General features: G+C 65.3%; 20 protein-coding genes and 5 tRNA genes. 3 read left to right on the top strand and 22 right to left on the bottom strand.

Going from position 1 to position 19,687, the window contains the following annotated elements:
• Positions 1–135: 135 nt before the first annotated feature.
• From DVU99_RS01950 to rlmE, 7 genes are all read right to left on the bottom strand, one after another.
• Positions 136–211, bottom strand: a tRNA-Lys gene (locus DVU99_RS01950).
• Between the two features lie 32 nt (positions 212–243).
• A tRNA-His gene (locus tag DVU99_RS01945) sits at positions 244–320 on the bottom strand.
• 16 nt (positions 321–336) lie between these two features.
• Positions 337–413: transfer RNA gene (locus DVU99_RS01940), tRNA-Arg, on the bottom strand.
• Positions 414–439: 26 nt separating this feature from the next.
• A tRNA-Pro gene (locus DVU99_RS01935) sits at positions 440–516 on the bottom strand.
• A 175-nt stretch (positions 517–691) separates the two neighbouring features.
• A tRNA-Arg gene (locus DVU99_RS01930) sits at positions 692–768 on the bottom strand.
• A 424-nt stretch (positions 769–1,192) separates the two neighbouring features.
• Positions 1,193–3,142 (bottom strand): ATP-dependent zinc metalloprotease FtsH, encoded by a 1,950-nt coding sequence (gene ftsH, locus DVU99_RS01925; RefSeq protein ID WP_198670153.1) that lies wholly within the window; start codon positions 3,140–3,142, stop codon positions 1,193–1,195.
• The gene (rlmE, locus tag DVU99_RS01920) at positions 3,139–3,789 is read right to left on the bottom strand and encodes a 23S rRNA (uridine(2552)-2'-O)-methyltransferase RlmE (protein ID WP_114238512.1); all 651 of its coding nucleotides are present in this window, start codon (positions 3,787–3,789) and stop codon (positions 3,139–3,141) included. The genes ftsH and rlmE overlap by 4 nt, the downstream gene beginning before the upstream one ends.
• Before the next feature lie 84 nt (positions 3,790–3,873).
• Here rlmE and yhbY point away from each other — a divergent pair, with 84 nt between their 5' ends.
• Both yhbY and DVU99_RS01910 read left to right on the top strand, forming a co-directional pair.
• A complete protein-coding gene (gene yhbY / locus DVU99_RS01915; RefSeq protein WP_114238511.1) occupies positions 3,874–4,170 on the top strand; it encodes a ribosome assembly RNA-binding protein YhbY in 297 nt (98 codons plus the stop codon).
• Between the two features lie 12 nt (positions 4,171–4,182).
• The gene (locus DVU99_RS01910; RefSeq protein ID WP_114238510.1) at positions 4,183–4,557 is read left to right on the top strand and encodes an Mth938-like domain-containing protein; all 375 of its coding nucleotides are present in this window, start codon (positions 4,183–4,185) and stop codon (positions 4,555–4,557) included.
• A gap of 160 nt (positions 4,558–4,717) precedes the next feature.
• On the opposite strand, the gene DVU99_RS01905 is transcribed toward DVU99_RS01910, so the two are convergent.
• From DVU99_RS01905 to surE, 4 genes are all read right to left on the bottom strand, one after another.
• Positions 4,718–5,689, bottom strand: coding sequence for a peptidoglycan DD-metalloendopeptidase family protein (locus DVU99_RS01905; RefSeq protein WP_114238509.1), 972 nt, complete (start codon positions 5,687–5,689; stop codon positions 4,718–4,720).
• 65 nt (positions 5,690–5,754) lie between these two features.
• Positions 5,755–6,363 carry a YqaA family protein gene (locus DVU99_RS01900; RefSeq protein ID WP_114238508.1) on the bottom strand — a complete coding sequence of 203 codons (609 nt, stop codon included), beginning with the start codon at positions 6,361–6,363 and terminating at the stop codon, positions 5,755–5,757.
• 31 nt (positions 6,364–6,394) lie between these two features.
• The gene (locus tag DVU99_RS01895) at positions 6,395–7,075 is read right to left on the bottom strand and encodes a protein-L-isoaspartate(D-aspartate) O-methyltransferase (RefSeq protein ID WP_114238507.1); all 681 of its coding nucleotides are present in this window, start codon (positions 7,073–7,075) and stop codon (positions 6,395–6,397) included.
• Positions 7,076–7,079: 4 nt separating this feature from the next.
• Positions 7,080–7,874 carry a 5'/3'-nucleotidase SurE gene (surE, locus tag DVU99_RS01890; RefSeq protein ID WP_114238506.1) on the bottom strand — a complete coding sequence of 265 codons (795 nt, stop codon included), beginning with the start codon at positions 7,872–7,874 and terminating at the stop codon, positions 7,080–7,082.
• Positions 7,875–8,071: 197 nt separating this feature from the next.
• Between surE and DVU99_RS01885 the strand changes: the two genes are divergently transcribed.
• On the top strand, positions 8,072–8,617 hold the full coding sequence (locus DVU99_RS01885; RefSeq protein WP_114238505.1) for a Smr/MutS family protein: 546 nt from the start codon (positions 8,072–8,074) through the stop codon (positions 8,615–8,617).
• Positions 8,618–8,659: 42 nt separating this feature from the next.
• Here DVU99_RS01885 and truD read toward each other — a convergent pair whose 3' ends face one another.
• The 11 genes from truD to cyoA form a co-directional block, all read right to left on the bottom strand.
• Entirely contained in the window at positions 8,660–9,673 is a 1,014-nt protein-coding gene (gene truD, locus DVU99_RS01880) for a tRNA pseudouridine(13) synthase TruD (protein WP_114238504.1), read from the bottom strand.
• A 118-nt stretch (positions 9,674–9,791) separates the two neighbouring features.
• Positions 9,792–10,265 (bottom strand): 2-C-methyl-D-erythritol 2,4-cyclodiphosphate synthase, encoded by a 474-nt coding sequence (gene ispF, locus DVU99_RS01875; protein ID WP_114238602.1) that lies wholly within the window; start codon positions 10,263–10,265, stop codon positions 9,792–9,794.
• 14 nt (positions 10,266–10,279) lie between these two features.
• On the bottom strand, positions 10,280–10,972 hold the full coding sequence (gene ispD, locus DVU99_RS01870) for a 2-C-methyl-D-erythritol 4-phosphate cytidylyltransferase (RefSeq protein ID WP_114238503.1): 693 nt from the start codon (positions 10,970–10,972) through the stop codon (positions 10,280–10,282).
• The gene (ftsB, locus tag DVU99_RS01865; RefSeq protein ID WP_114238502.1) at positions 10,969–11,289 is read right to left on the bottom strand and encodes a cell division protein FtsB; all 321 of its coding nucleotides are present in this window, start codon (positions 11,287–11,289) and stop codon (positions 10,969–10,971) included. The genes ispD and ftsB overlap by 4 nt, the downstream gene beginning before the upstream one ends.
• A gap of 18 nt (positions 11,290–11,307) precedes the next feature.
• A complete protein-coding gene (eno, locus tag DVU99_RS01860; RefSeq protein WP_114238501.1) occupies positions 11,308–12,621 on the bottom strand; it encodes a phosphopyruvate hydratase in 1,314 nt (437 codons plus the stop codon).
• A 103-nt stretch (positions 12,622–12,724) separates the two neighbouring features.
• On the bottom strand, positions 12,725–13,558 hold the full coding sequence (gene kdsA, locus DVU99_RS01855) for a 3-deoxy-8-phosphooctulonate synthase (protein WP_114238500.1): 834 nt from the start codon (positions 13,556–13,558) through the stop codon (positions 12,725–12,727).
• The gene (locus DVU99_RS01850; protein ID WP_114238499.1) at positions 13,555–15,225 is read right to left on the bottom strand and encodes a CTP synthase; all 1,671 of its coding nucleotides are present in this window, start codon (positions 15,223–15,225) and stop codon (positions 13,555–13,557) included. The genes kdsA and DVU99_RS01850 overlap by 4 nt, the downstream gene beginning before the upstream one ends.
• A 331-nt stretch (positions 15,226–15,556) precedes the next feature.
• A complete protein-coding gene (gene cyoD / locus DVU99_RS01845; protein WP_114238498.1) occupies positions 15,557–15,934 on the bottom strand; it encodes a cytochrome o ubiquinol oxidase subunit IV in 378 nt (125 codons plus the stop codon).
• A complete protein-coding gene (gene cyoC / locus DVU99_RS01840; RefSeq protein ID WP_114238497.1) occupies positions 15,934–16,584 on the bottom strand; it encodes a cytochrome o ubiquinol oxidase subunit III in 651 nt (216 codons plus the stop codon). The genes cyoD and cyoC overlap by 1 nt, the downstream gene beginning before the upstream one ends.
• A gap of 3 nt (positions 16,585–16,587) precedes the next feature.
• Complete coding sequence (cyoB, locus tag DVU99_RS01835; protein ID WP_114238496.1) at positions 16,588–18,612, bottom strand: cytochrome o ubiquinol oxidase subunit I; 2,025 nt, start codon at positions 18,610–18,612, stop codon at positions 16,588–16,590.
• Between the two features lie 3 nt (positions 18,613–18,615).
• Complete coding sequence (gene cyoA / locus DVU99_RS01830; protein WP_114238495.1) at positions 18,616–19,605, bottom strand: ubiquinol oxidase subunit II; 990 nt, start codon at positions 19,603–19,605, stop codon at positions 18,616–18,618.
• Between the last annotated feature and the right edge of the window lie 82 nt (positions 19,606–19,687).

The following is a 19,687-nucleotide window of genomic DNA, read 5'->3' as shown; positions in this document are numbered from 1 at the left end:
CCCTTGTGTAGCCCGGGCTTAGTAACTGTAGCCCGGGCTTAGTTGATATCCCTGTAGTTCCACGAGGCTTGTTAGCCCAGGGCTAATACGCCCAAAGAAAAAGGCACTTAGCTTGCGCTAAGTGCCTGATTCAATTGGTGGGCCGTGTAAGATTCGAACTTACGACCAATTGATTAAGAGTCAACTGCTCTACCAGCTGAGCTAACGGCCCAATAAAACTGATTTTTACTTACGTAGGTCAACTGGGGTGGAAGATGGGACTCGAACCCACGACCCTCGGAATCACAATCCGATGCTCTAACCAGCTGAGCTACATCCACCACAAAACCTTAGGTTTGGTGCGCCCGACAGGAATCGAACCTGCAACCGTCGGCTTAGAAGGCCGATGCTCTATCCGGTTGAGCTACAGGCGCTTGTGCACATTGTGCATAGCATCTGCTGGTCGGGGCAGAGGGATTCGAACCCCCGACATCCAGCTCCCAAAGCTGGCGCTCTACCAGGCTGAGCTATACCCCGATTTCGAACCCTCAACCGCTTCCGCGGGCTGAAGCTTTGAAATGCTACGGGTGACGCCTAGCCTAGTCAATCCGTATCAAAGCACACCGAACTTGAAACTCTGTCGTCCGGTCCGCCTGGCGGTTTACTGCCTTGCGGTGCAAGCCGTCATGCGAACATCACGTCTTGCTGTATATGGCGCGCCCGGAGAGATTCGAACTCCCGACCACCAAGTTCGTAGCCTGGTACTCTATCCAACTGAGCTACGGGCGCGTTTTTAAAACTTTAGCCTTGTCGCTTAACCATCGTACTGGAAAGCGCCGAAGCCAGAAGCGGAATTATTCAGATTCGAGGTCAGTGCGTCAATACTTTTTTTCATATTTTTTTCATCGCCGCCGAAGAATCTTCACATTCGACGATGAAAGCGCTTCACCCGAGCCGCCTAGTGTAACGATCGTCTTCACATTCGGCTATACCCTGACGCAAAAAATTTCATGCCTCCTGCAACGCGATGACCGCCGTTGCAGGAGCGCACCCTGTGCGCGATCAGGCAGCGCGTAGCGATGACGCGACTTCCGCGTGGTTACAGCGGATCCATCTTGTCGCGCACAGGATGTGCTCCTACGGACAAGCACCGTAAGGCCATAAAAAAAGGCGGCCCTATGGCCGCCTTTTCGTGTGTAGCACCGAGACTCTCTCAGCGATCGGCGATGCGGCTCTGCGTAGCCGGATCGCCCACCTTGGCGCCTGCATCGCCGCGCGGCGGCGGCGGTGGCGGCGTGGAACCGCTGGTGGAGTTCTTGGACCAGTCGGCCGGCGGACCCGGCACGCGACCCGCCATGATGTCGTCGATCTGGTGCGCGTCGATGGTCTCGTACTGCAGCAGCGCGTCGGCCATCACATGCAGCTTGTCGATGTTGTCAGTGAGCAGCTGCTTGGTGCGCGCATAGGCGCGATCCAGGATGTCACGCACTTCCTCATCGATCTTGCGCGCGGTCTCGTTGGAGACGTTCTTGTGCTGCGTCACCGCGCGGCCCAGGAACACCTCGTCCTCTTCCTCGCCGTAGGTCACCGGGCCGAGCTTGTCGGACAGGCCCCACTTGGTCGCCATGTTGCGGGCCATCTTGGTGGCGCGCTCGATGTCGTTGGAAGCACCGGTGGTGACCTTGTCTTCGCCGAAGATCAGCGCCTCGGCCACGCGGCCGCCGTACAGCGAGCACAGCTGCGATTCGATCGCCACGCGGTTCATGCTGTACTTGTCGCCTTCCGGCAGGTACATGGTCACGCCCAGCGCGCGGCCGCGCGGAATGATGGTGACCTTGTAGACCGGGTCATGCTCCGGCACCAGGCGGCCGACGATGGCGTGGCCGGCCTCGTGATAGGCGGTGAGCTTCTTTTCGTCCTCGCTCATGGCCATCGAGCGGCGCTCGGTGCCCATCAGGATCTTGTCGCGCGCCTTGTCCATGTGGGTCATGCGCACTTCGCGCGCATTCTCGCGCGCGGCAAACAGGGCCGCCTCGTTGACCAGGTTGGCGAGGTCCGCGCCGGAGAAGCCCGGGGTGCCACGCGCGATGGTCATCGGGTCCACGTCCGAAGCAGTCGGCACGCGGCGCAGGTGCACCTTGAGGATCTGCTCGCGACCCTTCACGTCAGGCAGACCCACCACCACCTGGCGGTCGAAGCGGCCCGGGCGCAGCAGCGCCGGGTCGAGCACGTCCGGACGGTTGGTGGCCGCGATGACGATGACGCCCTCGGTGCCCTCGAAGCCGTCCATCTCCACCAGCAACTGGTTGAGGGTCTGCTCACGCTCGTCGTGACCGCCGCCCAGGCCGGCGCCACGATGGCGACCGACGGCGTCGATCTCGTCGATGAAGATGATGCACGGCGCGTGCTTCTTGGCCTGCTCGAACATGTCGCGCACGCGGCTGGCGCCGACGCCCACGAACATCTCCACGCAGTCCGAGCCCGAGATCGAGAAGACCGGCACCTTGGCCTCGCCTGCAATGGCCTTGGCCAGCAGGGTCTTGCCGGTACCCGGCGGGCCCACCATCAGCACGCCGCGGGGGATCTTGCCGCCGAGCTTCTGGAACTTGCCCGGGTCGCGCAGGAACTCGACCAGCTCGCCCACTTCTTCCTTGGCTTCGTCGCAGCCGGCGACATCGCTGAAGTTGACCTTGATCTGATCCTCGCCCTGCAGCTTGGCGCGCGAACGGCCAAAGCTCATGGCGCCGCGCCCGCCCGCACCGGCCTGCATCTGGCGCATGAACCAGATGAACACGCCCACGATCAGGATGATCGGCAGCCAGTTGAGCAGCAGGCCCAGCAGCGAGAAGCCGTTGTTGGACGGCTCCTGCCGCACCTCCACGCCCTTGTCCTGCATCTGCTTGACCACCGAGTTGGTGGACCAGCCCAGGACCGGCGCAACGGTGCGGAACGAGCTGCCGTCCTTCAGCTTGCCGCTGATGGTGGCCGGCTGGTCGGCGCTGATGGTGGCCGAGGCGACGTTTCCGTTGTCCACGCTCTGCACGAAGCTGCTGTAGGGCAGATCCGAAGCGGACGCGCCATGCGGATTGAAGCTCTGGAACACCGTCAGCAGTACGACGGCGATGATCAGCCAGAGCAGCAGGTTTTTAGCCATTTCATTCATGCACGGTTCTCGCCCGGTTGCCTGCCGGGGATCTTGCGACCCACGGCCAATGCATATACCTCCCGCGAACGTGCGCGGGAGGCCTTAGGTTTACGCATGGTCACGCGGGTGAAGTCTGCGCGCAAGCTGCGTATGTATTCGTCAAAGCCAGTCCCCTGGAACAGCTTGATCAGGAACGACCCGCCCGGCTTGAGCCATTGGCGGCTGAAATCCAGCGCCAGCTCGGCCAGGTCCATCGCCCGGATCTGATCAGCCAGGGCCACGCCACTCATATTGGGGGCCATATCAGAGAGCACAAGATCGACCTGCTGGCCCTGCAGGCGGCTTTCCAGCTCGCGCAGCACCGATTCCTCGCGGAAATCGCCCTGCAGGAAGTCCACCCCGGCGATGCCCTGCATGGGCAGGATGTCCATGGCGACCACCGTGCCGGTGTCGCCCAGGCGCTGGCGCACCAGCTGGGACCAACCTCCCGGTGCGGCGCCGAGGTCCACCACCCGCATGCCCGGCTTGAGCAGGCGGTCCTTGTCGATCAGCTCTTCCAGCTTGTAGACGGCGCGCGACCGTGCCCCCTCAGCCTGGGCCTTTTTCACATAGACATCATCGAAGTGTTCCCGCAGCCAGCGGGAACTGCTTTTGCTGCGAGACATGGGTCGGCAACGGCCACAGATACGGGGGAGATGGCTGCATGATACCCTTAAGGGTCCTATCGCAGTGAATCCGAGACTGAACGCATGGCACTTTCCCCTTCGCAGCGCCGTTACCTGCGCAGCCTCGCCCACGACCTGCACCCCGTCATCCTGCTCGGCGCCAAGGGCGCCACGGAAGCCGTGGTGAAGGAGCTGGACCTGGCCCTGTCTCATCACGAACTGGTCAAGGTGAAGCTCTCCGGCGGCGACAAGGAAGAGCGCCAGGCCCAGATCGACTACCTGGCCGAGGGGACCCGGTCAGAGAGCGTGCAGCAGATCGGCCACATCGTGGTGCTGTTCCGCCGCAACGAGGACGAGCCCAAGCTCGCCCTGCCCCGCTAAGAGCCGTTCCCGATGGACCTCACGCTCGACCGCCCCGGCAGCTACCTGTTCGTGCGCCGCGTGGCCGCACGCAGCATCACCGTGGTCGACCGCGAGTTGACCGCCAGCTTCCTGCTGTCGCCCCAGAAGGCGGTGGAAAACTGGCCGGTGGCGGCCTCCAGCGAACTGAACGACAGCCACGTCGCGGCCATCCTCGAACTCAAGCCCGAGGTGGTGCTGCTGGGCACCGGCGAACGCCAGGTGTTCCCCGCTGCCGCGTTCATGGCCGGCCTGCTGCGCAAGGGCGTGGGCGTGGAAGTGATGGACAACGCCGCCGCCGCGCGCACCTATGACCTGCTCGCCGGCGAGAACCGCCGCGTGGTCGCGGCGTTCATCCTGCCCGCCTGAGCGCCCAGCGAGGAAGCCCGGGCGCGACCATGGCGACCTCGCTCGGTAGGCTTTTCGCGCACAGGGTGCGCTCCCACACAGAGCAAAACAGCATGCGCCCGCCGTCCTGGTGGGCCTCGCCCTTCCGTGCTGTACGAAGCTCAGGAACGCCGTGGGAGCGTCAGCGGGACGGGAGGTAGCCCATCGGGTCGACCGGGTTGCCGTCCTTGCGGATCTGGAACTGCAGCTCATCGCGCGACGCCCCCGTGGAGCCCATCTCGGCGATCTGCTGGCCGGCGGTCACGCGCTGGCCTTCCTTCACCAGGCGCTTGCTGTTGTGGCCATAGGCCGACAGGTAGCTGTCGTTGTGCTTGACGATGACCAGCTCGCCGTAGCCCACCAGGCCATTGCCGCTGTACACCACCACGCCGTCGGCCGCAGCGCGCACTGGGTCACCCGACTTGCCGCTGATTTCGATACCCGGAATGGCATCACCGGACTGGAAGCGCTTGATCAGCTGGCCATCGGCCGGCCAGCGCCAGGTCACGCCGCCATTGCTGCGGGTAGCCCCCGGGGCGGCCGGTGTGGCCGGCGCAGGCGGAGGCGTGTTGCTGGCCGTGGCCGCAGGCGCGCCAGCGACCGGTACCACCGGCGTGGTGCTGGCCGCGGGCGCCGGGTTCGCCGGCGCGGGTTCGGCCGTAGCCACGGTGGCGGCCGCTGCCGGCTGGAAGCCTTGCTGGGTTTGTGCGGGCGGCGCACTCGGTGCGGGAACCGGTGGCGCGACGTGCGGAGCGCTGCTGCCAACCACCACGCCGGTCATGTTGCGCGTGGCCGGCGCCGGAGGCCGGCTGGAACCGGCCGGAGCGAGCTTCAGCTCCTGGCCCGGCCAGATCGTGTACGGCGCGTCGATATGGTTCCAGCTGGCGAGGTCGCGGAAATCCACCCCGTTACGGAACGCGATGGAATACAGCGTGTCGCCCTTCATCACGCGGTAACTGCCACCCGGCGCCGGGCGGCTGGCCGGTGCCACCGAGGAGGCATTGGTCGCGGACGACTGGACCACGACAGAGCGCTGCGTGCCGCAGGCGACCAGCGCCAGTGCGGCCGAGCTCAGTGCGAATGTCCGGAGATATCCATTCATGGGCGCCAGCATAACGAGGCGAAACATGTTTTTCATGCGAAGAACACCCGCCGGCCCGTGAGCACGATGGCCGGCATTCAGCGCGAGCAAAGCCACCACACCAGCAGACCGGCAAGAATGATCAGTGCGGCCCAGCCAATGCGCTCGATGTGCTTGTGCAGGATGCGCTCGGCGCGCTCGCCGAACAGGCGGATCAGCAGGGCCAGCAGCCATACGCGCTTGCCGCGGCCCACGGCCATGCATACCAGAAACGGGATGATCGGCACGCCCACGATGCCCGCCGCCCAGGTGACGAACTTCATCGGCACCACCGGCTGCAGCGCGGCCAGCGCCAGCACCACCATCAAGCCCAGCCAATGCTGGTTCATCTGGATGCGCAGGTTGGCCACGCCGGTTTCGATCGGCGCCAGCAGGTGCAGGCTGTCGAGCAGGGGCGACAGCGCCTGGAAGGCCCAGTGGCCCAACGCATAGCCCACCAGCGAGCCCAGCAGCGAGAACAGCAGGCTGATGTTGGCGTAGAAGAACGCCTTGTGGCGCTTGCCGAGCATCATCGGCGCCAGCATCACTTCCGGCATGATCGGGAAGATGAAGGCTTCGACGAAGCTCAGCCCGCACAGGAAGTACACGGCCTTGGGGTGGCGCGCCCAGGTCAGTGCGCGCGCATAGAGCGGTCCAAACAGACGCATGCTTACGGGTTTCCTTGTAGGCCGTGGTGCATCAGCCGATGCCACCGAGCAGGGGCACAAAACTGACCGCGGCCAGCTCCTCCTGGATGAAATCGCCCTGCCCGTCGCCGCGCATGCGGATCAGCATCTGGTTGCTGGGCGAACCCACCGGGGCGACCAGCACGCCGGTCGGGCTGAGCTGGTCGAGCACGGCGTGCGGGATCGCATCGCCGGCGGCGGTGAGGATGATGGCGTCGAACGGCGCCTCGTCGGCCCAGCCCAGCTTGCCGTCGTCATGGCGCGAGCGGATGTTGCTCAGGCCCAGCTGGCGGAAACGGCGACGCGCCTGGCGCAGCAGTTCCTCGATGCGTTCGACCGTGTAGACCTGGGGCACCAGTTGCGCCAGCACCACCGCCTGGTAACCCGAGCCGGTACCGATCTCCAGCACCTTCTGCGGCACGCCGAACTCCAGCAGCGCCTCGGTCATGCGCGCCACCACCCACGGCTGGGAGATGGTCTGGCCATGGCCAATCGGCAGCGCGGTGTTTTCGTAGGCGCGCGAGTGCAGCGCCTGGTCAATGAAATGGTGGCGCGGCGTATTGCGGATCACGTCGATCACGCGCTGGTCGCGGATACCCTCTTCCTTGAGCTTGGTGGCCAGGCGGTCGCGCGCACGCTGCGAGGTCATGCCCTCGCCTTTCAGTGCGGATGGCGGCAACGGATGCACGTTCATGCCCTCACGCCGCCTCGTCCGCCGACTTGCTGCCGGCAACGGCCTCGTTCAGTGCACCGACCCAGCTGCTGACCTTTTCCAGCGCCTGGAAGCGCGTGAGGTCGACATGGATGGGCGTCACCGACACGTAGCCACGACGCACCGCGTTGAAGTCGGTGCCGGGGCCGGCATCGTCCACGTCGCCCGCGGGGCCGATCCACCAGATGGTCTTGCCGCGCGGGTCGGTCTGCTTGATGCAAGGCGCGGAACGATGGCGCTTGCCCAGGCGAGTGACCTCGAAGCCGTGGATCTCGTCCCACGGACGGTCGGGGACGTTGACGTTGAGGATGGTGTCGGCCGGCAGCGGATCGACCAGCAGGCGCTGCATCAGCAGCAGCACCGCATTGGCGGCCGAGTCGTAGTGGATGCCGTGGTGATCCCTGCTGACCAGCGACACCGCGATGGCGGGCAGACCGAGGAAACGGCCTTCCATCGCCGCCGACACCGTGCCGGAATAGATCACGTCGTCGCCGAGGTTGGCCGAATTGTTGATGCCGGAAACCACGATGTCGGGCTCGTAATCGAGCATGCCGGCCAGCGCGAGATGCACGCAATCAGTCGGCGTGCCGGCGACGCGGTAATAGCCGTTGTCCATCTGCAGCACGCGGATCGGCGCGTCGAGCGTGAGGGAATTGCTGGCACCGGAGCGGTCGCGGTCGGGCGCCACCACCGTTACCTGGCCGACCGCGCCGAGGCGCTCGGCGAGCACGCGGATACCGGGGGCATCCACGCCGTCGTCGTTGGAAACCAGAACTCGCATGATGATCCGTTCAAAGCCAGTCGCAGCGCCTCCGCCTTGCGGGGAAACACCGGGTGAGGCCTGAAGTCTACCGGAGCGGCGCGGTGGTTTCACATTGCAGGCCGCACGCTTTGGCCATACGTCGGCGTTCGAAAAAGCGCCCGCCGGCTCAGCCCCGTCGCGACGCCAGTCCGCCCCGAGTGCATTAGGATGTCCGCATGAAACACCGTCCGCCCGCCCAGGTCACCGACGACGACGCCCGGCTGTTCCGCGAGGCGATCGGCGAGGTCAAGCCGCTCGAGCCGGTAGCCGCGCCACCCGCCGCCCCGCGGCCGGAGCCCCGGGCGCACATGTTCGAAGCCGACGAGGCGGCAGTGCCGGGCGAACTGCTGGACATGGCCTTCGACCCCACCCTGCTCGAAGTGGGCGAGGAACTCAGCTATCTGCGGGACGGCTATTCGCCCAAGCTGTTGCGGCAACTCAAGCGTGGCCAGTTCAGCGTGCAGGACGACATCGACCTGCACCAGATGAACGCTGCCGCCGCACAGGCCTGCATCGCCGATTTCCTGGCCGAGGCCAAGCAACGCGGCATCCGTTGCGTGCGCATCGTGCACGGCAAGGGCCTGCGTTCGCGCTCCACGGGGCCCGTACTCAAGGCGCTCACCGATCGCATGCTGCGGCGACGCGACGATGTGGTCGCGTTCGCCTCGGCGAGGCCGATGCAGGGTGGCACCGGCGCGGTGGTGGTGTTGCTGAAGGGTTGAGTCCGCCCACTCCGCCTCGCCGGCGGGGAGAGGGAACCCGATTCACGTGCGCGCCAGCTCGCGCACCACCGTCGTCGCATAGGCGCCAGCCGGCAGCTCGAAGCTCAGCTCCAGGGCGTCGCCCTCCAGCCAGCGCCAGCTCAGGTTCTGCGGAATCATGCGCAGCGCGCGGCGCTCCTGGTCCATCTTGGCGGCGACCAGGCCTTCAGCCAGGTCGGCGTTTTCGCCGGCCACCGCATTCTCCAGCGCCGCCACGTCGCCCTTGGCGGGCGTCTCGCCACGCCCCCACAGCGGACCCGACGGATGGATGTCACCGCTAGCCAGGCGCTCGGACAGCACGGCGTCGAACGGCTCGGGGCCAAACCACGAGCGCGAACCGGCCAGCGCCCAGATCTCGCCTTCCATCGGCGTATCCCAGCCGCCCTGCTCCACGCGCGCCGCCAGCACCGCATTGAAGATGTGCGAACGCGCGGCGGACAGCAGGAAGTGGCGCTTGTCGCGGTCGAAACGGCGGCCGGCGAACATCGCCCTGGCCAGCGCCACGTTGCCGCCTTCACGACCGAAACGCTGCTCGCCGAAATAGTTCGGCACGCCGCGGCGGCTGATCTGCTGCAGCACCTGCTCGACCACGGCCCGATCGCCGTGCGCCTCGCGCAACACCAGTACAAAGCGGTTGCCGCGCAAGGCTCCGCGCTTGAGCTTGCGCTTGTGGCGGGTGGCGGCCAGCACTTTCACGTCGGCGTGCGGAAAGGCCGACCAGTCCGGGTCGGGCTTGCCGGCCAACTGCACGGAGAAGGTCTGGCGCGTCACCGCATGTCGATCCTTCAGGCCGGCATAGCCGACATTGAGCGGCGGTACTTCGGCAAAGCGCGCCAACTCGCGGGCGACCCAGTCGGTATTGGCGCCGCGCTTTTCCACCCACAACAAGGCGTGCTCGCCCTCGCCATCGGCGTCGTAACCGAGGATTTCCTCCACCTGGAAGTCTTCCGGCGCAGCGCGCAGCACGGCGGTCAGGGGCGGGTTGCCGTAGGCGTAGGGCAGTTCGAGATCAGACATGGGACTCCACCGGCGCAGCCGGTCTCCATCAAACAGAAAGTTCCGCCAGGCCTTCGCCCGGCGTCATTGAATCAGCTGTGGCGTGGCGGAGCCGAGAAAGCGGCCCGACGCGCCTGCCTCAGGCCAGCACCAGCAGCACGCAGGCCTGGGCGGCGATGCCTTCGCCGCGGCCGGTGAAACCGAGCTTTTCGGTGGTGGTGGCCTTGATACTGATCTGGCTCACCTCGCAGCCGAGCTCCTCGGCCACGGCCTCGCGCATGGCCAGCGCATGCGGGCCCACCTTTGGCGACTCGCAGATCACGGTGACGTCAGCATTACCCAGCGCATAGCCCTGCTCGCGCATCAGCTTGCCGGCATGGCGCAGGAAGACGCGGCTATTGGCATCGCGCCACTGCTCCTGGCTCGGCGGAAAATGACGACCGATATCACCCAGCGCCAGGGCGCCGAAGATGGCATCGCACAGGGCGTGCAGCACCACGTCGCCATCGGAATGCGCCACCACGCCCCGGCTGTGCGGCACGCGCACGCCACCGAGCATGACGTGGTCGCCCTCGCCAAACACGTGGACGTCGAAACCCTGGCCGATACGCATCATGGGCGCCTTCCTCATTTCGTTCGTGGCAACAGGAACTCGGCCAACGCGAAGTCGGTGGCCGTGGTCACCTTGATATTGTCCTCGGCACCTTCGACCAGCAGTGGCGCGAAGCCGGCGCGTTCCATGGCCATCGCCTCGTCGCTCACCGTAACACCGGCCAACGAGGCTGCCAGCAACGCCGCCGACAATTCGCCGCGGCGGAACATCTGCGGCGTGAAGGCACGCCAGCGGTGATCGCGCGGCTCGGTCTCGTGGCTGCGGCCATCGCCGCCGGCACGCTTGAGCGTGTCGCGCAACGGCGCGCCCAGCAGGCCACCGCCCGCCAGTATGCCAAGCTCGATCAAGCGGGCGATGTCGCGCTCGCGCACGCAGGGGCGCGCGGCATCGTGCACCAGCACGAAGGCCTCGTCGGTTACCTCGGGCGGCAGCGCACGCAGGCCCGCCAGCACGGAGTCGCAGCGCTCGGTACCACCCAGGCAGGTGAGCACCGGCTTGCCGGACAAGGTGGTGGTGCCCGGCCACTGGTCGTCGGCCGAACCCAGCACCACCATCAGGCCAGCCACCTGCGGGTGTGCCGCGAGGCGCTCCAGCGTGTGCAGGATCAACGGCCGGCCCGCCAGCGGCAGGTATTGCTTGGGAATGTCGCCGCCAACACGGGTGCCGCGCCCCGCCGCCGGCACCACGCACCACAGGGGGCCGCTCATTGGCCCCCGCTGCTCGTGCTGGAAGCGGGCGCCTGGGCGCCTGGCTTCTCGACGACCTGGTAGAACGTTTCGCCCGGCTTGATCAGGCCCAGCTCGGCACGTGCACGCGCCTCGACGGCCTGTTCGCCGTGCTTGAGGTCATCCACGTCCGCGCCCAGGGCCTGGTTGCGCTGGGTCAGCTTGTCATTGTCCTCACCCTGCTTCTGCACGGCGGCGCGCAAGGCCTGCACCTCGTGCACGCCCCCGTTGCCGCCCCACAGTTTCATCTGCAGGGCGATCAGCAGCAGGACCAGGACCAGGGCGACCCAGCGCAGCATGGGCGGTATGCGCTCCTATCAGCCCGGCAGGTGAGCCAGGTTGGGGAACGCGTCGCGGCCGGCGTAGCGTGCCGCCGAGCCCAGCGCTTCCTCGATGCGCAGCAGCTGGTTGTACTTGGCCACGCGATCGGTGCGGCACAGCGAGCCGGTCTTGATCTGGGTCGCGGTGGTCGCCACGGCGATGTCGGAGATGGTGGTGTCTTCGGTTTCGCCCGAGCGGTGCGAAACGATTGCCGCGTACTTGGCAGCGTCGGCCATCGCGATGGCTTCCAGCGTCTCCGACAGCGTACCGATCTGGTTCACCTTGATCAGGATGGCATTGGCGATGTGCTTGTCGATGCCTTCCTTGAAGATGCTCGGGTTGGTGACGAACAGGTCGTCGCCCACCAGCTGCACGTTCTTGCCGATGGCGTCGGTCAGCAGCTTCCAGCCGTCCCAGTCGCCTTCGGCCATGCCGTCCTCGATGGTGACAATCGGGTACTGCTTGGCCCAGCTGGCCAGTACGTCGACCCACTGCGCCTGGGTGTAGACCTTGCCCTCGCCTTCCAGGTCGTACTTGCCGTCCTTGAAGAACTCCGAGCTGGCCACGTCCAGGCCAAGCAGGATTTCGCTGCCGACCTTGTAACCGGCCTTGTTGACCGCCTCAAGGATGGTGTCCAGCGCCTCGATGTTGGAACGCAGGTTCGGCGCAAAGCCGCCCTCGTCGCCCACCGCAGTGTTCAGGCCCTTGCCCTTGAGCACGCTCTTGAGCGCATGGAACACCTCGGCGCCGGCGCGCAGCGCCTCGGCGAAGCTGGACACGCCCACCGGCAGTATCATGAACTCCTGCACATCGACGTTGTTATCGGCGTGGGCGCCGCCGTTGATGATGTTCATCATCGGCACCGGCAGCGCACCCGGCTTGCCGGTGGTGCCGTTGATGGTGGCCAGGTACTGCCACAGCGGCTGGCGGTTCTGCGCGGCGACGGCGTGCGCGGCAGCCATGGAGACACCGAGGATGGCGTTGGCGCCCAGCTTGCCCTTGTTCGGGGTGCCGTCGAGGTTGATCAGCTTGGCGTCCAGGCCGCCCTGGTTGGCGGCGTCGAAACCCTTCAGCTCGCTGGCGATGGAATTGTTGACGTTGAGCACGGCGTTCTTCACGCCCTTGCCCAGGTAGCGGGACTTGTCGCCGTCACGCAGCTCCACCGCCTCGCGCGAACCCGTCGACGCACCACTCGGCACCGCTGCACGGCCAAAACCGCCGCCGGCCAGGGTCACTTCCGCTTCAAGCGTGGGATTGCCGCGGGAATCGAGGATTTCACGTGCGTGGATACGGGTGATTTCGGTGCTCATGGGGTCCGTAGCTTGATGAGGTGAATGAAGCGAGGGGGAAATATCCTGCCTGATCTCCGGGGGCTTCGCTTCATTCGCCTCCCCCGAAGCGGATCAGAGCGGGTTAGAGCGTGTGTTCCAGGAACGCGTGCCGCTTGGTGACCTGGTCCAGCTCGAGCAAGGTTTCCAGCAGCGCCTCCATCTTGCCCAGCGGCCACGCGTTCGGGCCGTCACTGAGCGCTTTGGAGGGGTCCGGATGCGTTTCGGCGAACAGGCCGGCCACGCCCACGGCCACCGCCGCACGGGCCAGCACCGGCACGAACTCGCGCTGGCCGCCCGAGCTGGTGCCCTGCCCGCCCGGCAGCTGCACCGAGTGGGTGGCGTCGAACACCACCGGGCAGCCGGTGTCGCGCATCACGCTGAGCGAGCGCATGTCCGAGACGAGGTTGTTGTAGCCGAAGCTGGCGCCGCGCTCGCACACCAGGATGTCGTCGTTGCCGACGGCCCTGGCCTTTTCGACCACGTTCTTCATGTCCCAGGGGGCGAGGAACTGGCCCTTCTTGATGTTCACCGGCTTGCCTGCGCGCGCCACGTTCTGGATGAAGTTGGTCTGGCGGCACAGGAAGGCCGGCGTCTGCAGGACGTCGACCACCGCGGCCACCTCGTTCATCGGGGTGTACTCGTGCACGTCGGTCAGCACCGGCACGCCAAGCTGGCGCTTCACCTCGGCCAGGATCTTCAGGCCCGCTTCCATGCCCGGACCGCGGAAGCTGGTGCCGGAGGAGCGGTTGGCCTTGTCGAAGCTGGACTTGAAGATGAAGTTGATGCCGAGCTTGCCGGTGATTTCCTTGAGCTTTCCGGCCGTGTCCATCTGCAGCTGCTCGGATTCGACCACGCAGGGGCCGGCGATCAGGAACAGCGGCTGGTCCAGGCCAACCTCGAATCCACACAACTTCATGCCACGGACTCCTTGGCCAGGCGGTCGCCTTCACGCACCGCCTTGAACTCGCGGGCCGCCTGCACGAAGCCGATGAACAGCGGGTGGCCGTCGCGCGGGGTGGAGGTGAATTCCGGGTGCGCCTGGCAGCCGAGAAACCACGGGTGCTTCTGCTGCGGCAGCTCGACGATCTCGACCAGCAGGTCGTCCATCGACTTGCCCGAGATCACCAGGCCCAGGTCTTCGAACGGCTGGCGGTAGCGGTTGTTGAATTCGTAGCGGTGGCGATGGCGTTCGCGCACCACGTCCTGGCCATACAGCTGGCGAGCCAGGGTACCGGCCTTGAGGCGGCACTCCTGGGCACCCAGGCGCATGGTGCCGCCCAGGTCGGAGCGCTCGTTGCGCTGCTCCACTTCGCCGGAAGCGGTGGTCCATTCGGTGATGAGGGCGATTACCGGGTTGGGCGTGTTGCGGTCGTTCTCGCTGGAATCAGCATCGGTGAGACCGGCCACGCTGCGGGCGAAGTCCACCACTGCCGCGTGCATGCCGTAGCAGATGCCGAAGTACGGCACGCCCTTCTCGCGGGCGTACCGGGCGGCCAGCACCTTGCCCTCGAAGCCGCGCTTGCCGAAGCCGCCCGGCACCAGGATGGCGTCGGCGCTGCCCAGCACCTTGGCGGCGCCTTCGGCCTCGACCTGCTCCGAATCAACCCAGTTGAGATTGACGCGGGTCTGCTGCTTGATGCCGCCATGGCGCAGCGCCTCGCCCAGGGACTTGTAGGCGTCCTTGTGCTCGACGTACTTGCCGACGATGGCGACGGTGATTTCGTCCTTCGGATGCTCGACCGCATCGACCGTGCGCTGCCACGAGGACAGGTCGGCCGGGCCGGCCTGCAGGCCCAGGCGCTTGACCACGATCTCGTCGAGGCCCTGCTTGTGCAGCCACAGCGGCTGCTTGTAGATGATGTCCACGTCGGCCGCGCTGATCACGGCGTTCTCGGGCACGTTGGTGAACAGGGCGATCTTGCGGCGCTCGCCGTCGGGCAGCGGCTGCTCGCAGCGGCACAGCAGCACGTCCGGCTGGATACCGATGGAGCGCAACTCCTTCACCGAATGCTGGGTCGGCTTGGTCTTGATCTCGCCGGCGGCCTTGATGTACGGCACCAGGGTCAGGTGCATGAACAGGCACTTTTCCGGACCGTGCTCGATGCGCAGCTGGCGGATGGCCTCGAGGAACGGCAGCGACTCGATGTCGCCCACCGTGCCACCGATCTCGACCAGCGCCACGTCGAAGCCGCGGGTGGCCTCGTGGATGCAGTGCTTGATCTCATCGGTGATGTGCGGGATCACCTGCACGGTGGCGCCCAGGTAGTCGCCGCGGCGCTCCTTGCGGATCACCGATTCGTAGATCTTGCCCGTGGTGATGGAATTCTTGCCCGTGAGACGGGTGTTGACGAAGCGCTCGTAGTGACCGAGGTCCAGATCGGTCTCGGCGCCATCATCGGTCACATAGACCTCGCCGTGCTGGAAGGGGCTCATGGTGCCCGGATCCACATTGATGTACGGATCGAGCTTCATCATGGTGACCGAGAGGCCACGCGCTTCCAGGATGGAAGCCAGCGACGCCGCGGCGATGCCCTTGCCAAGCGAGGACACCACACCGCCGGTGACGAAAATCAAGGGGGTCATGGGATGCAGCCGTGCTGGAAATCGGCATTTTAGAGGAAGAACGGGCTGGCCGCGAGGGCTTGAATGACCTAAATGACTGGGTTGTTCAAGTTCGGGCCGCCAGCCCAACCGTCGCAGCACCCTCACCCGGCCCCTGCCCCTCACCGTCATTCCGGCGCAGGCCGGAATCCAGTGCCCTCCCCTGGACGCATCAAGGTCGCTGGATTCCAGCTTTCGCTGGAATGACGGCATGGAACCCGAGGGAGAATCAACCCGTCCGGAACACCCAGGTGACGCAAAACAACAAGGGCGCCCGAAGGCGCCCCTGTTCCGAACTCCGGGACTGCCGGCCTTATTCCACCGGCACCATCTGCGAAGTCGGGTGCATCATGTTCACGTTCATGTTGTGCAGCACCCACAGCGAACCGACCACCACGATGGCCAGGATCAGCAGGGTGAACAGCATGATGGCCAGGTTGGAGCGCTGGCTGGGCGAGGTGCCCATGTGCAGGAAGCAGACCAGCTGAACCACCAGCTGGGCCACGCCGAACAGCACGATGCCGGGCATCATCAGTTCGTGCGGCACCATGCCGGACATGACCACGCCGAAGGAGGCCAGGGTCAGCAGCACCGACAGCGCGAAGCCCACCAGGTAGGACTTGGCGCTGCCATGGTCGGCGTGAGCGGCGTCGTGATGGGCCGCATCGTGGGAATGATGAGCGCCGGACATCAGATGGCCCCCCGCAGGTAGACAAAGGTGAACACGCAGATCCAGACGATATCCAGGAAGTGCCAGAACAGGCTCAGGCACGACAGGCGGCGACGGGTCGCGTCGTTGAGGCCGTAGCGACGGATCATGTCCATCATCACCACCAGCCAGATCAGGCCGCAGGTGACGTGCAGGCCGTGGGTGCCGACCAGGGTGAAGTAGCTGGACAGGAAGGCGCTGCGATCCGGGCCTGCGCCCTCATGGATCAGCTTGGCGAACTCGTAGACTTCCATGCCGATGAAGCCGGCACCGAACACGAAGGTCACCGCCAGCCACGCCAGCACCTTGCCCTTCTGGCCGGCATGCATGTTGAGCATGGCCATGCCGAAGGTGACCGACGAGACCAGCAGCAGCATGGTCTCGCCGAGCACGTACGGCAGCTCGAACAGCTCCTTGCCCGTCGGGCCGCCGGCGGTGGCGTTGGCCAGCACGGCGAAGGTGGCGAACAGGCCCGAGAAGATCAGGCAGTCGCTCATCAGGTAGATCCAGAACCCCAGCAGGGTCTTGGATCCGTCGTCGTGGTGGCCATCGTGATGGTGACCGTCGACGCCCCCGCCGTGGAGGACGTCGTCGAGTGCGCCGTGCGAGGCGCTTACTGCAGGACTGCTCATGGGTTAAGCCACCTTCTGGCGCGAGGGAGCCGCCACCGGGGCCACCTGCGTGGTCTGGAACTGCTTGAGCTGGGCGTGGCGCGAACGCTCGATCTTCTCGACCTCTTCCGCCGGCACCCAGTAATCGATGTCGTTGTCGTAGGCGCGGGCGATGAAGGCACCGATCATGCCCAGCAGGCCGACGGCCGCCAGCCACCAGATGTGCCACACGAGCGCAAAGCCCAGGACCGTACCGAACGCGCCCATGACCACACCGACGCCGGTGTTGCGGGGCATATGGATAGCTTCGTACTTGGCAGGTTGCACGTAGGCGACTCCGTTTTGTTTGTCTTCCCAGAACTGGTCCAGCTCGCGGATCTGGGGAACGATGGCGAAGTTGTAGAACGGCGCGGGCGAGCTGATCGCCCACTCCAGGGTGCGGCCACCCCACGGGTCGCCGCTGGGATCGGTGAGCTTCTTGCGGTCGCGGATCGAGACATAGAACTGCACGAGGGTGCAGAAGATGCCCAGCGCGATCACCGCCGCGCCCAGCGCAGCCACGATCAGGTACGGCTGCCAATCGGGATTGGCGTAATGGTTCATGCGGCGGGTCATGCCCTTCAGGCCCAGCACGTACAGCGGCATGAAGGCGAGATAGAAGCCGACCAGCCAGCACCAGAACGAAGCCTTGCCCCAGAACTCATTGAGGCGGAAGCCGAAGGCCTTCGGGAACCAGTAGTTGATCGCCGCGAACACGCCGAACACCACGCCGCCGATGATCACGTTGTGGAAGTGCGCGATCAGGAACACGCTGTTGTGCAGCACGAAGTCCGCGCCCGGCACCGCCATCAGCACGCCGGTGACGCCGCCGATGACGAAGGTCACCATGAAGCCCACCGTCCACAGCATCGGCACGTTGAAGTCCACGCGGCCGCGGTACATGGTGAACAGCCAGTTGAACAGCTTCGCGCCGGTGGGCACCGAGATGATCATCGTCGTGATGCCGAAGAAGGCATTGACGCTGGCGCCCGAACCCATGGTGAAGAAGTGGTGCAGCCACACCACGAACGACAGCACGCCGATGCACGAGGTGGCGTAGACCATCGACTTGTAGCCGAACAGCGGCTTCTTGGAGAACGTGGCGACGATTTCCGAGTACGCGCCGAAGCACGGCAGGATCAGGATGTACACCTCCGGGTGGCCCCAGATCCAGATCATGTTCACGTACATCATGGCGTTGCCGCCAAGCTCGTTCGTGAAGAAGTGCGTGTCGAGGTAGCGGTCGGCGGTGAGCAGCGCCAGGGTCACCGTGAGGATCGGGAACGCGGCCACGATCAGGATGTTGGTGACCAGCGCGGTCCAGGTGAACACCGGCATCTTCATCATGGTCATGCCGGGGGCGCGCATCTTCATGATGGTGACGATGAAGTTGATGCCGCTCAGCGTGGTGCCGAGACCGGACAACTGCAGTGACCATATGTAGTAGTCGACACCCACCGTCGGGCTGTACTTCAGCCCCGACAGCGGCGGGTAGGCCAGCCAGCCGGTCGCCGCGAAGTCGCCGATGAACAGCGACATCATGACCAGCACCACGCCCGACACGAACAGCCAGAAGCTGAGCGAGTTCAGGAACGGATAGGCCACGTCGCGCGCACCGATCTGCAGCGGCACCACCAGGTTCATCAGGCCAGTGATGAACGGCATGGCCACGAAGAAGATCATGATCACGCCGTGGGCGGTGAACACCTGGTCGAAATGGTGCGGCGGCAGGTAGCCGGCGGATTCACCCGCGGCCATGGCCTGCTGCAGGCGCATCATGATGGCGTCGGCAAAGCCGCGCAGCAGCATGACCAGCGCCACGATGATGTACATGATGCCGATCTTCTTGTGGTCCACCGAGGTGAACCATTCCTTCCACAGGTAGCCCCACAGACGGAACTTGGTAAGAGCAGCGAGCGTCGCCAGGCCGCCCAGCAGGACGGCGGCGAGCGTCACCATCACGATCGGCTCGTGATAGGGAATCGCGTCAAGGGTGAGCTTTCCAAACATGGCTTACTTCTCTGCCTTGGCCGGGGTGATGTTCGAGGACACCGCGTCCCCGCCTTCGTTGTGGTGCATGTCCATCTGCATGCCCTGCATGCTGTCCTGCGGCGCGTCGTGCGGCATGTCCATCGGCATCTCGCCGTGCATGGAGTCATGCGACATCTCGCCCATGTGCTTGTTGATCACGCCGACGAACAGGTTCGGCGCCACGTTGCCGTAGTAGGCAACCGGCACCTTCTCGCTGGGCTGCGCCAGCGCCTTGTAGCTGTCGTCGTCGAGCGTCGCCTGGGTGGCCTTGGCCTTGGCGATCCAATCCTTGAAGCCGTCCTCGGAGGTGGCGATGGCCTTGAAGTGCATGTCCGAGAAGCCTTCGCCGCTGAAGTTCGACGACAGGCCCGCATAGGTGCCCTGCTCGCGCGCGATCAGGTGCAGCTTGGTCTCCATGCCGGCCATGGCGTAGATCTGGCTGCCCAGCTGCGGAATGAAGAAGGCGTTCATCACCGAGTCGGAGGTGATCTGGAAATTCACCGGGCGGTCGACCGGCATCACCAGCTCATTGACCGAGGCCACCCCGTACTCCGGATAGACGAACAGCCACTTCCAGTCCATCGAGACGACCTGCACCGTCACCGGCTTGGCCTCGGACTCCAGCGGCTTGTACGGATCCAGCGCATGCGAACTGGTCCAGGTGATGACGGCCAGGATCACGATGATGATGGCCGGGATGGTCCACACCACCACCTCGATCTTGGTCGAGTGCGACCAGTTCGGCGCGTAGGTGGCCTGCTTGTTGGACGAACGGTAGCGCCAGGCGAACCACAGCGTCATCGCAATGACCGGGATCGCCACGATGGCCATCAGGCCCAGCGCGATCAGGATGAGGGACTTCTCATGGGAGCCGATGTCACCCTTGGGGGTGAGGACTTCCATGTTGCAACCACTGAGCAGCACAGCGGCGCCTACGCCTGCGTAGCGCAAGCGCGAAAGAAGGGCATGCATATTCACAGACAACCTGAGACCTGCGTGGGGACGCGGCATGGTAGCGACGTTGCGCGCAGGTTTGAACAACTTTGAGACACAA

Source organism: Dyella sp. C9, assembly GCF_003332825.1.
Lineage (GTDB): Bacteria > Pseudomonadota > Gammaproteobacteria > Xanthomonadales > Rhodanobacteraceae > Dyella.
The sequence above is the reverse complement of the archived record's forward strand: the minus strand, read 5'-3'. Positions and strand labels throughout refer to the sequence as shown.

What these genes read in the sequence shown, in the direction of transcription:
- ftsH (WP_198670153.1), bottom strand. Translation starts at nt 3,142, where the DNA reads ATGAATGAAATGGCTAAAAACCTGCTGCTCTGGCTGATCATCGCCGTC.
- rlmE (WP_114238512.1), bottom strand. Translation starts at nt 3,789, where the DNA reads ATGTCTCGCAGCAAAAGCAGTTCCCGCTGGCTGCGGGAACACTTCGAT.
- yhbY (WP_114238511.1), top strand. Translation starts at nt 3,874, where the DNA reads ATGGCACTTTCCCCTTCGCAGCGCCGTTACCTGCGCAGCCTCGCCCAC.
- DVU99_RS01910 (WP_114238510.1), top strand. Translation starts at nt 4,183, where the DNA reads ATGGACCTCACGCTCGACCGCCCCGGCAGCTACCTGTTCGTGCGCCGC.
- DVU99_RS01905 (WP_114238509.1), bottom strand. Translation starts at nt 5,689, where the DNA reads ATGCTGGCGCCCATGAATGGATATCTCCGGACATTCGCACTGAGCTCG.
- DVU99_RS01900 (WP_114238508.1), bottom strand. Translation starts at nt 6,363, where the DNA reads ATGCGTCTGTTTGGACCGCTCTATGCGCGCGCACTGACCTGGGCGCGC.
- DVU99_RS01895 (WP_114238507.1), bottom strand. Translation starts at nt 7,075, where the DNA reads ATGAACGTGCATCCGTTGCCGCCATCCGCACTGAAAGGCGAGGGCATG.
- surE (WP_114238506.1), bottom strand. Translation starts at nt 7,874, where the DNA reads ATGCGAGTTCTGGTTTCCAACGACGACGGCGTGGATGCCCCCGGTATC.
- DVU99_RS01885 (WP_114238505.1), top strand. Translation starts at nt 8,072, where the DNA reads ATGAAACACCGTCCGCCCGCCCAGGTCACCGACGACGACGCCCGGCTG.
- truD (WP_114238504.1), bottom strand. Translation starts at nt 9,673, where the DNA reads ATGTCTGATCTCGAACTGCCCTACGCCTACGGCAACCCGCCCCTGACC.
- ispF (WP_114238602.1), bottom strand. Translation starts at nt 10,265, where the DNA reads ATGCGTATCGGCCAGGGTTTCGACGTCCACGTGTTTGGCGAGGGCGAC.
- ispD (WP_114238503.1), bottom strand. Translation starts at nt 10,972, where the DNA reads ATGAGCGGCCCCCTGTGGTGCGTGGTGCCGGCGGCGGGGCGCGGCACC.
- ftsB (WP_114238502.1), bottom strand. Translation starts at nt 11,289, where the DNA reads ATGCTGCGCTGGGTCGCCCTGGTCCTGGTCCTGCTGCTGATCGCCCTG.
- eno (WP_114238501.1), bottom strand. Translation starts at nt 12,621, where the DNA reads ATGAGCACCGAAATCACCCGTATCCACGCACGTGAAATCCTCGATTCC.
- kdsA (WP_114238500.1), bottom strand. Translation starts at nt 13,558, where the DNA reads ATGAAGTTGTGTGGATTCGAGGTTGGCCTGGACCAGCCGCTGTTCCTG.
- DVU99_RS01850 (WP_114238499.1), bottom strand. Translation starts at nt 15,225, where the DNA reads ATGACCCCCTTGATTTTCGTCACCGGCGGTGTGGTGTCCTCGCTTGGC.
- cyoD (WP_114238498.1), bottom strand. Translation starts at nt 15,934, where the DNA reads ATGTCCGGCGCTCATCATTCCCACGATGCGGCCCATCACGACGCCGCT.
- cyoC (WP_114238497.1), bottom strand. Translation starts at nt 16,584, where the DNA reads ATGAGCAGTCCTGCAGTAAGCGCCTCGCACGGCGCACTCGACGACGTC.
- cyoB (WP_114238496.1), bottom strand. Translation starts at nt 18,612, where the DNA reads ATGTTTGGAAAGCTCACCCTTGACGCGATTCCCTATCACGAGCCGATC.
- cyoA (WP_114238495.1), bottom strand. Translation starts at nt 19,605, where the DNA reads ATGCATGCCCTTCTTTCGCGCTTGCGCTACGCAGGCGTAGGCGCCGCT.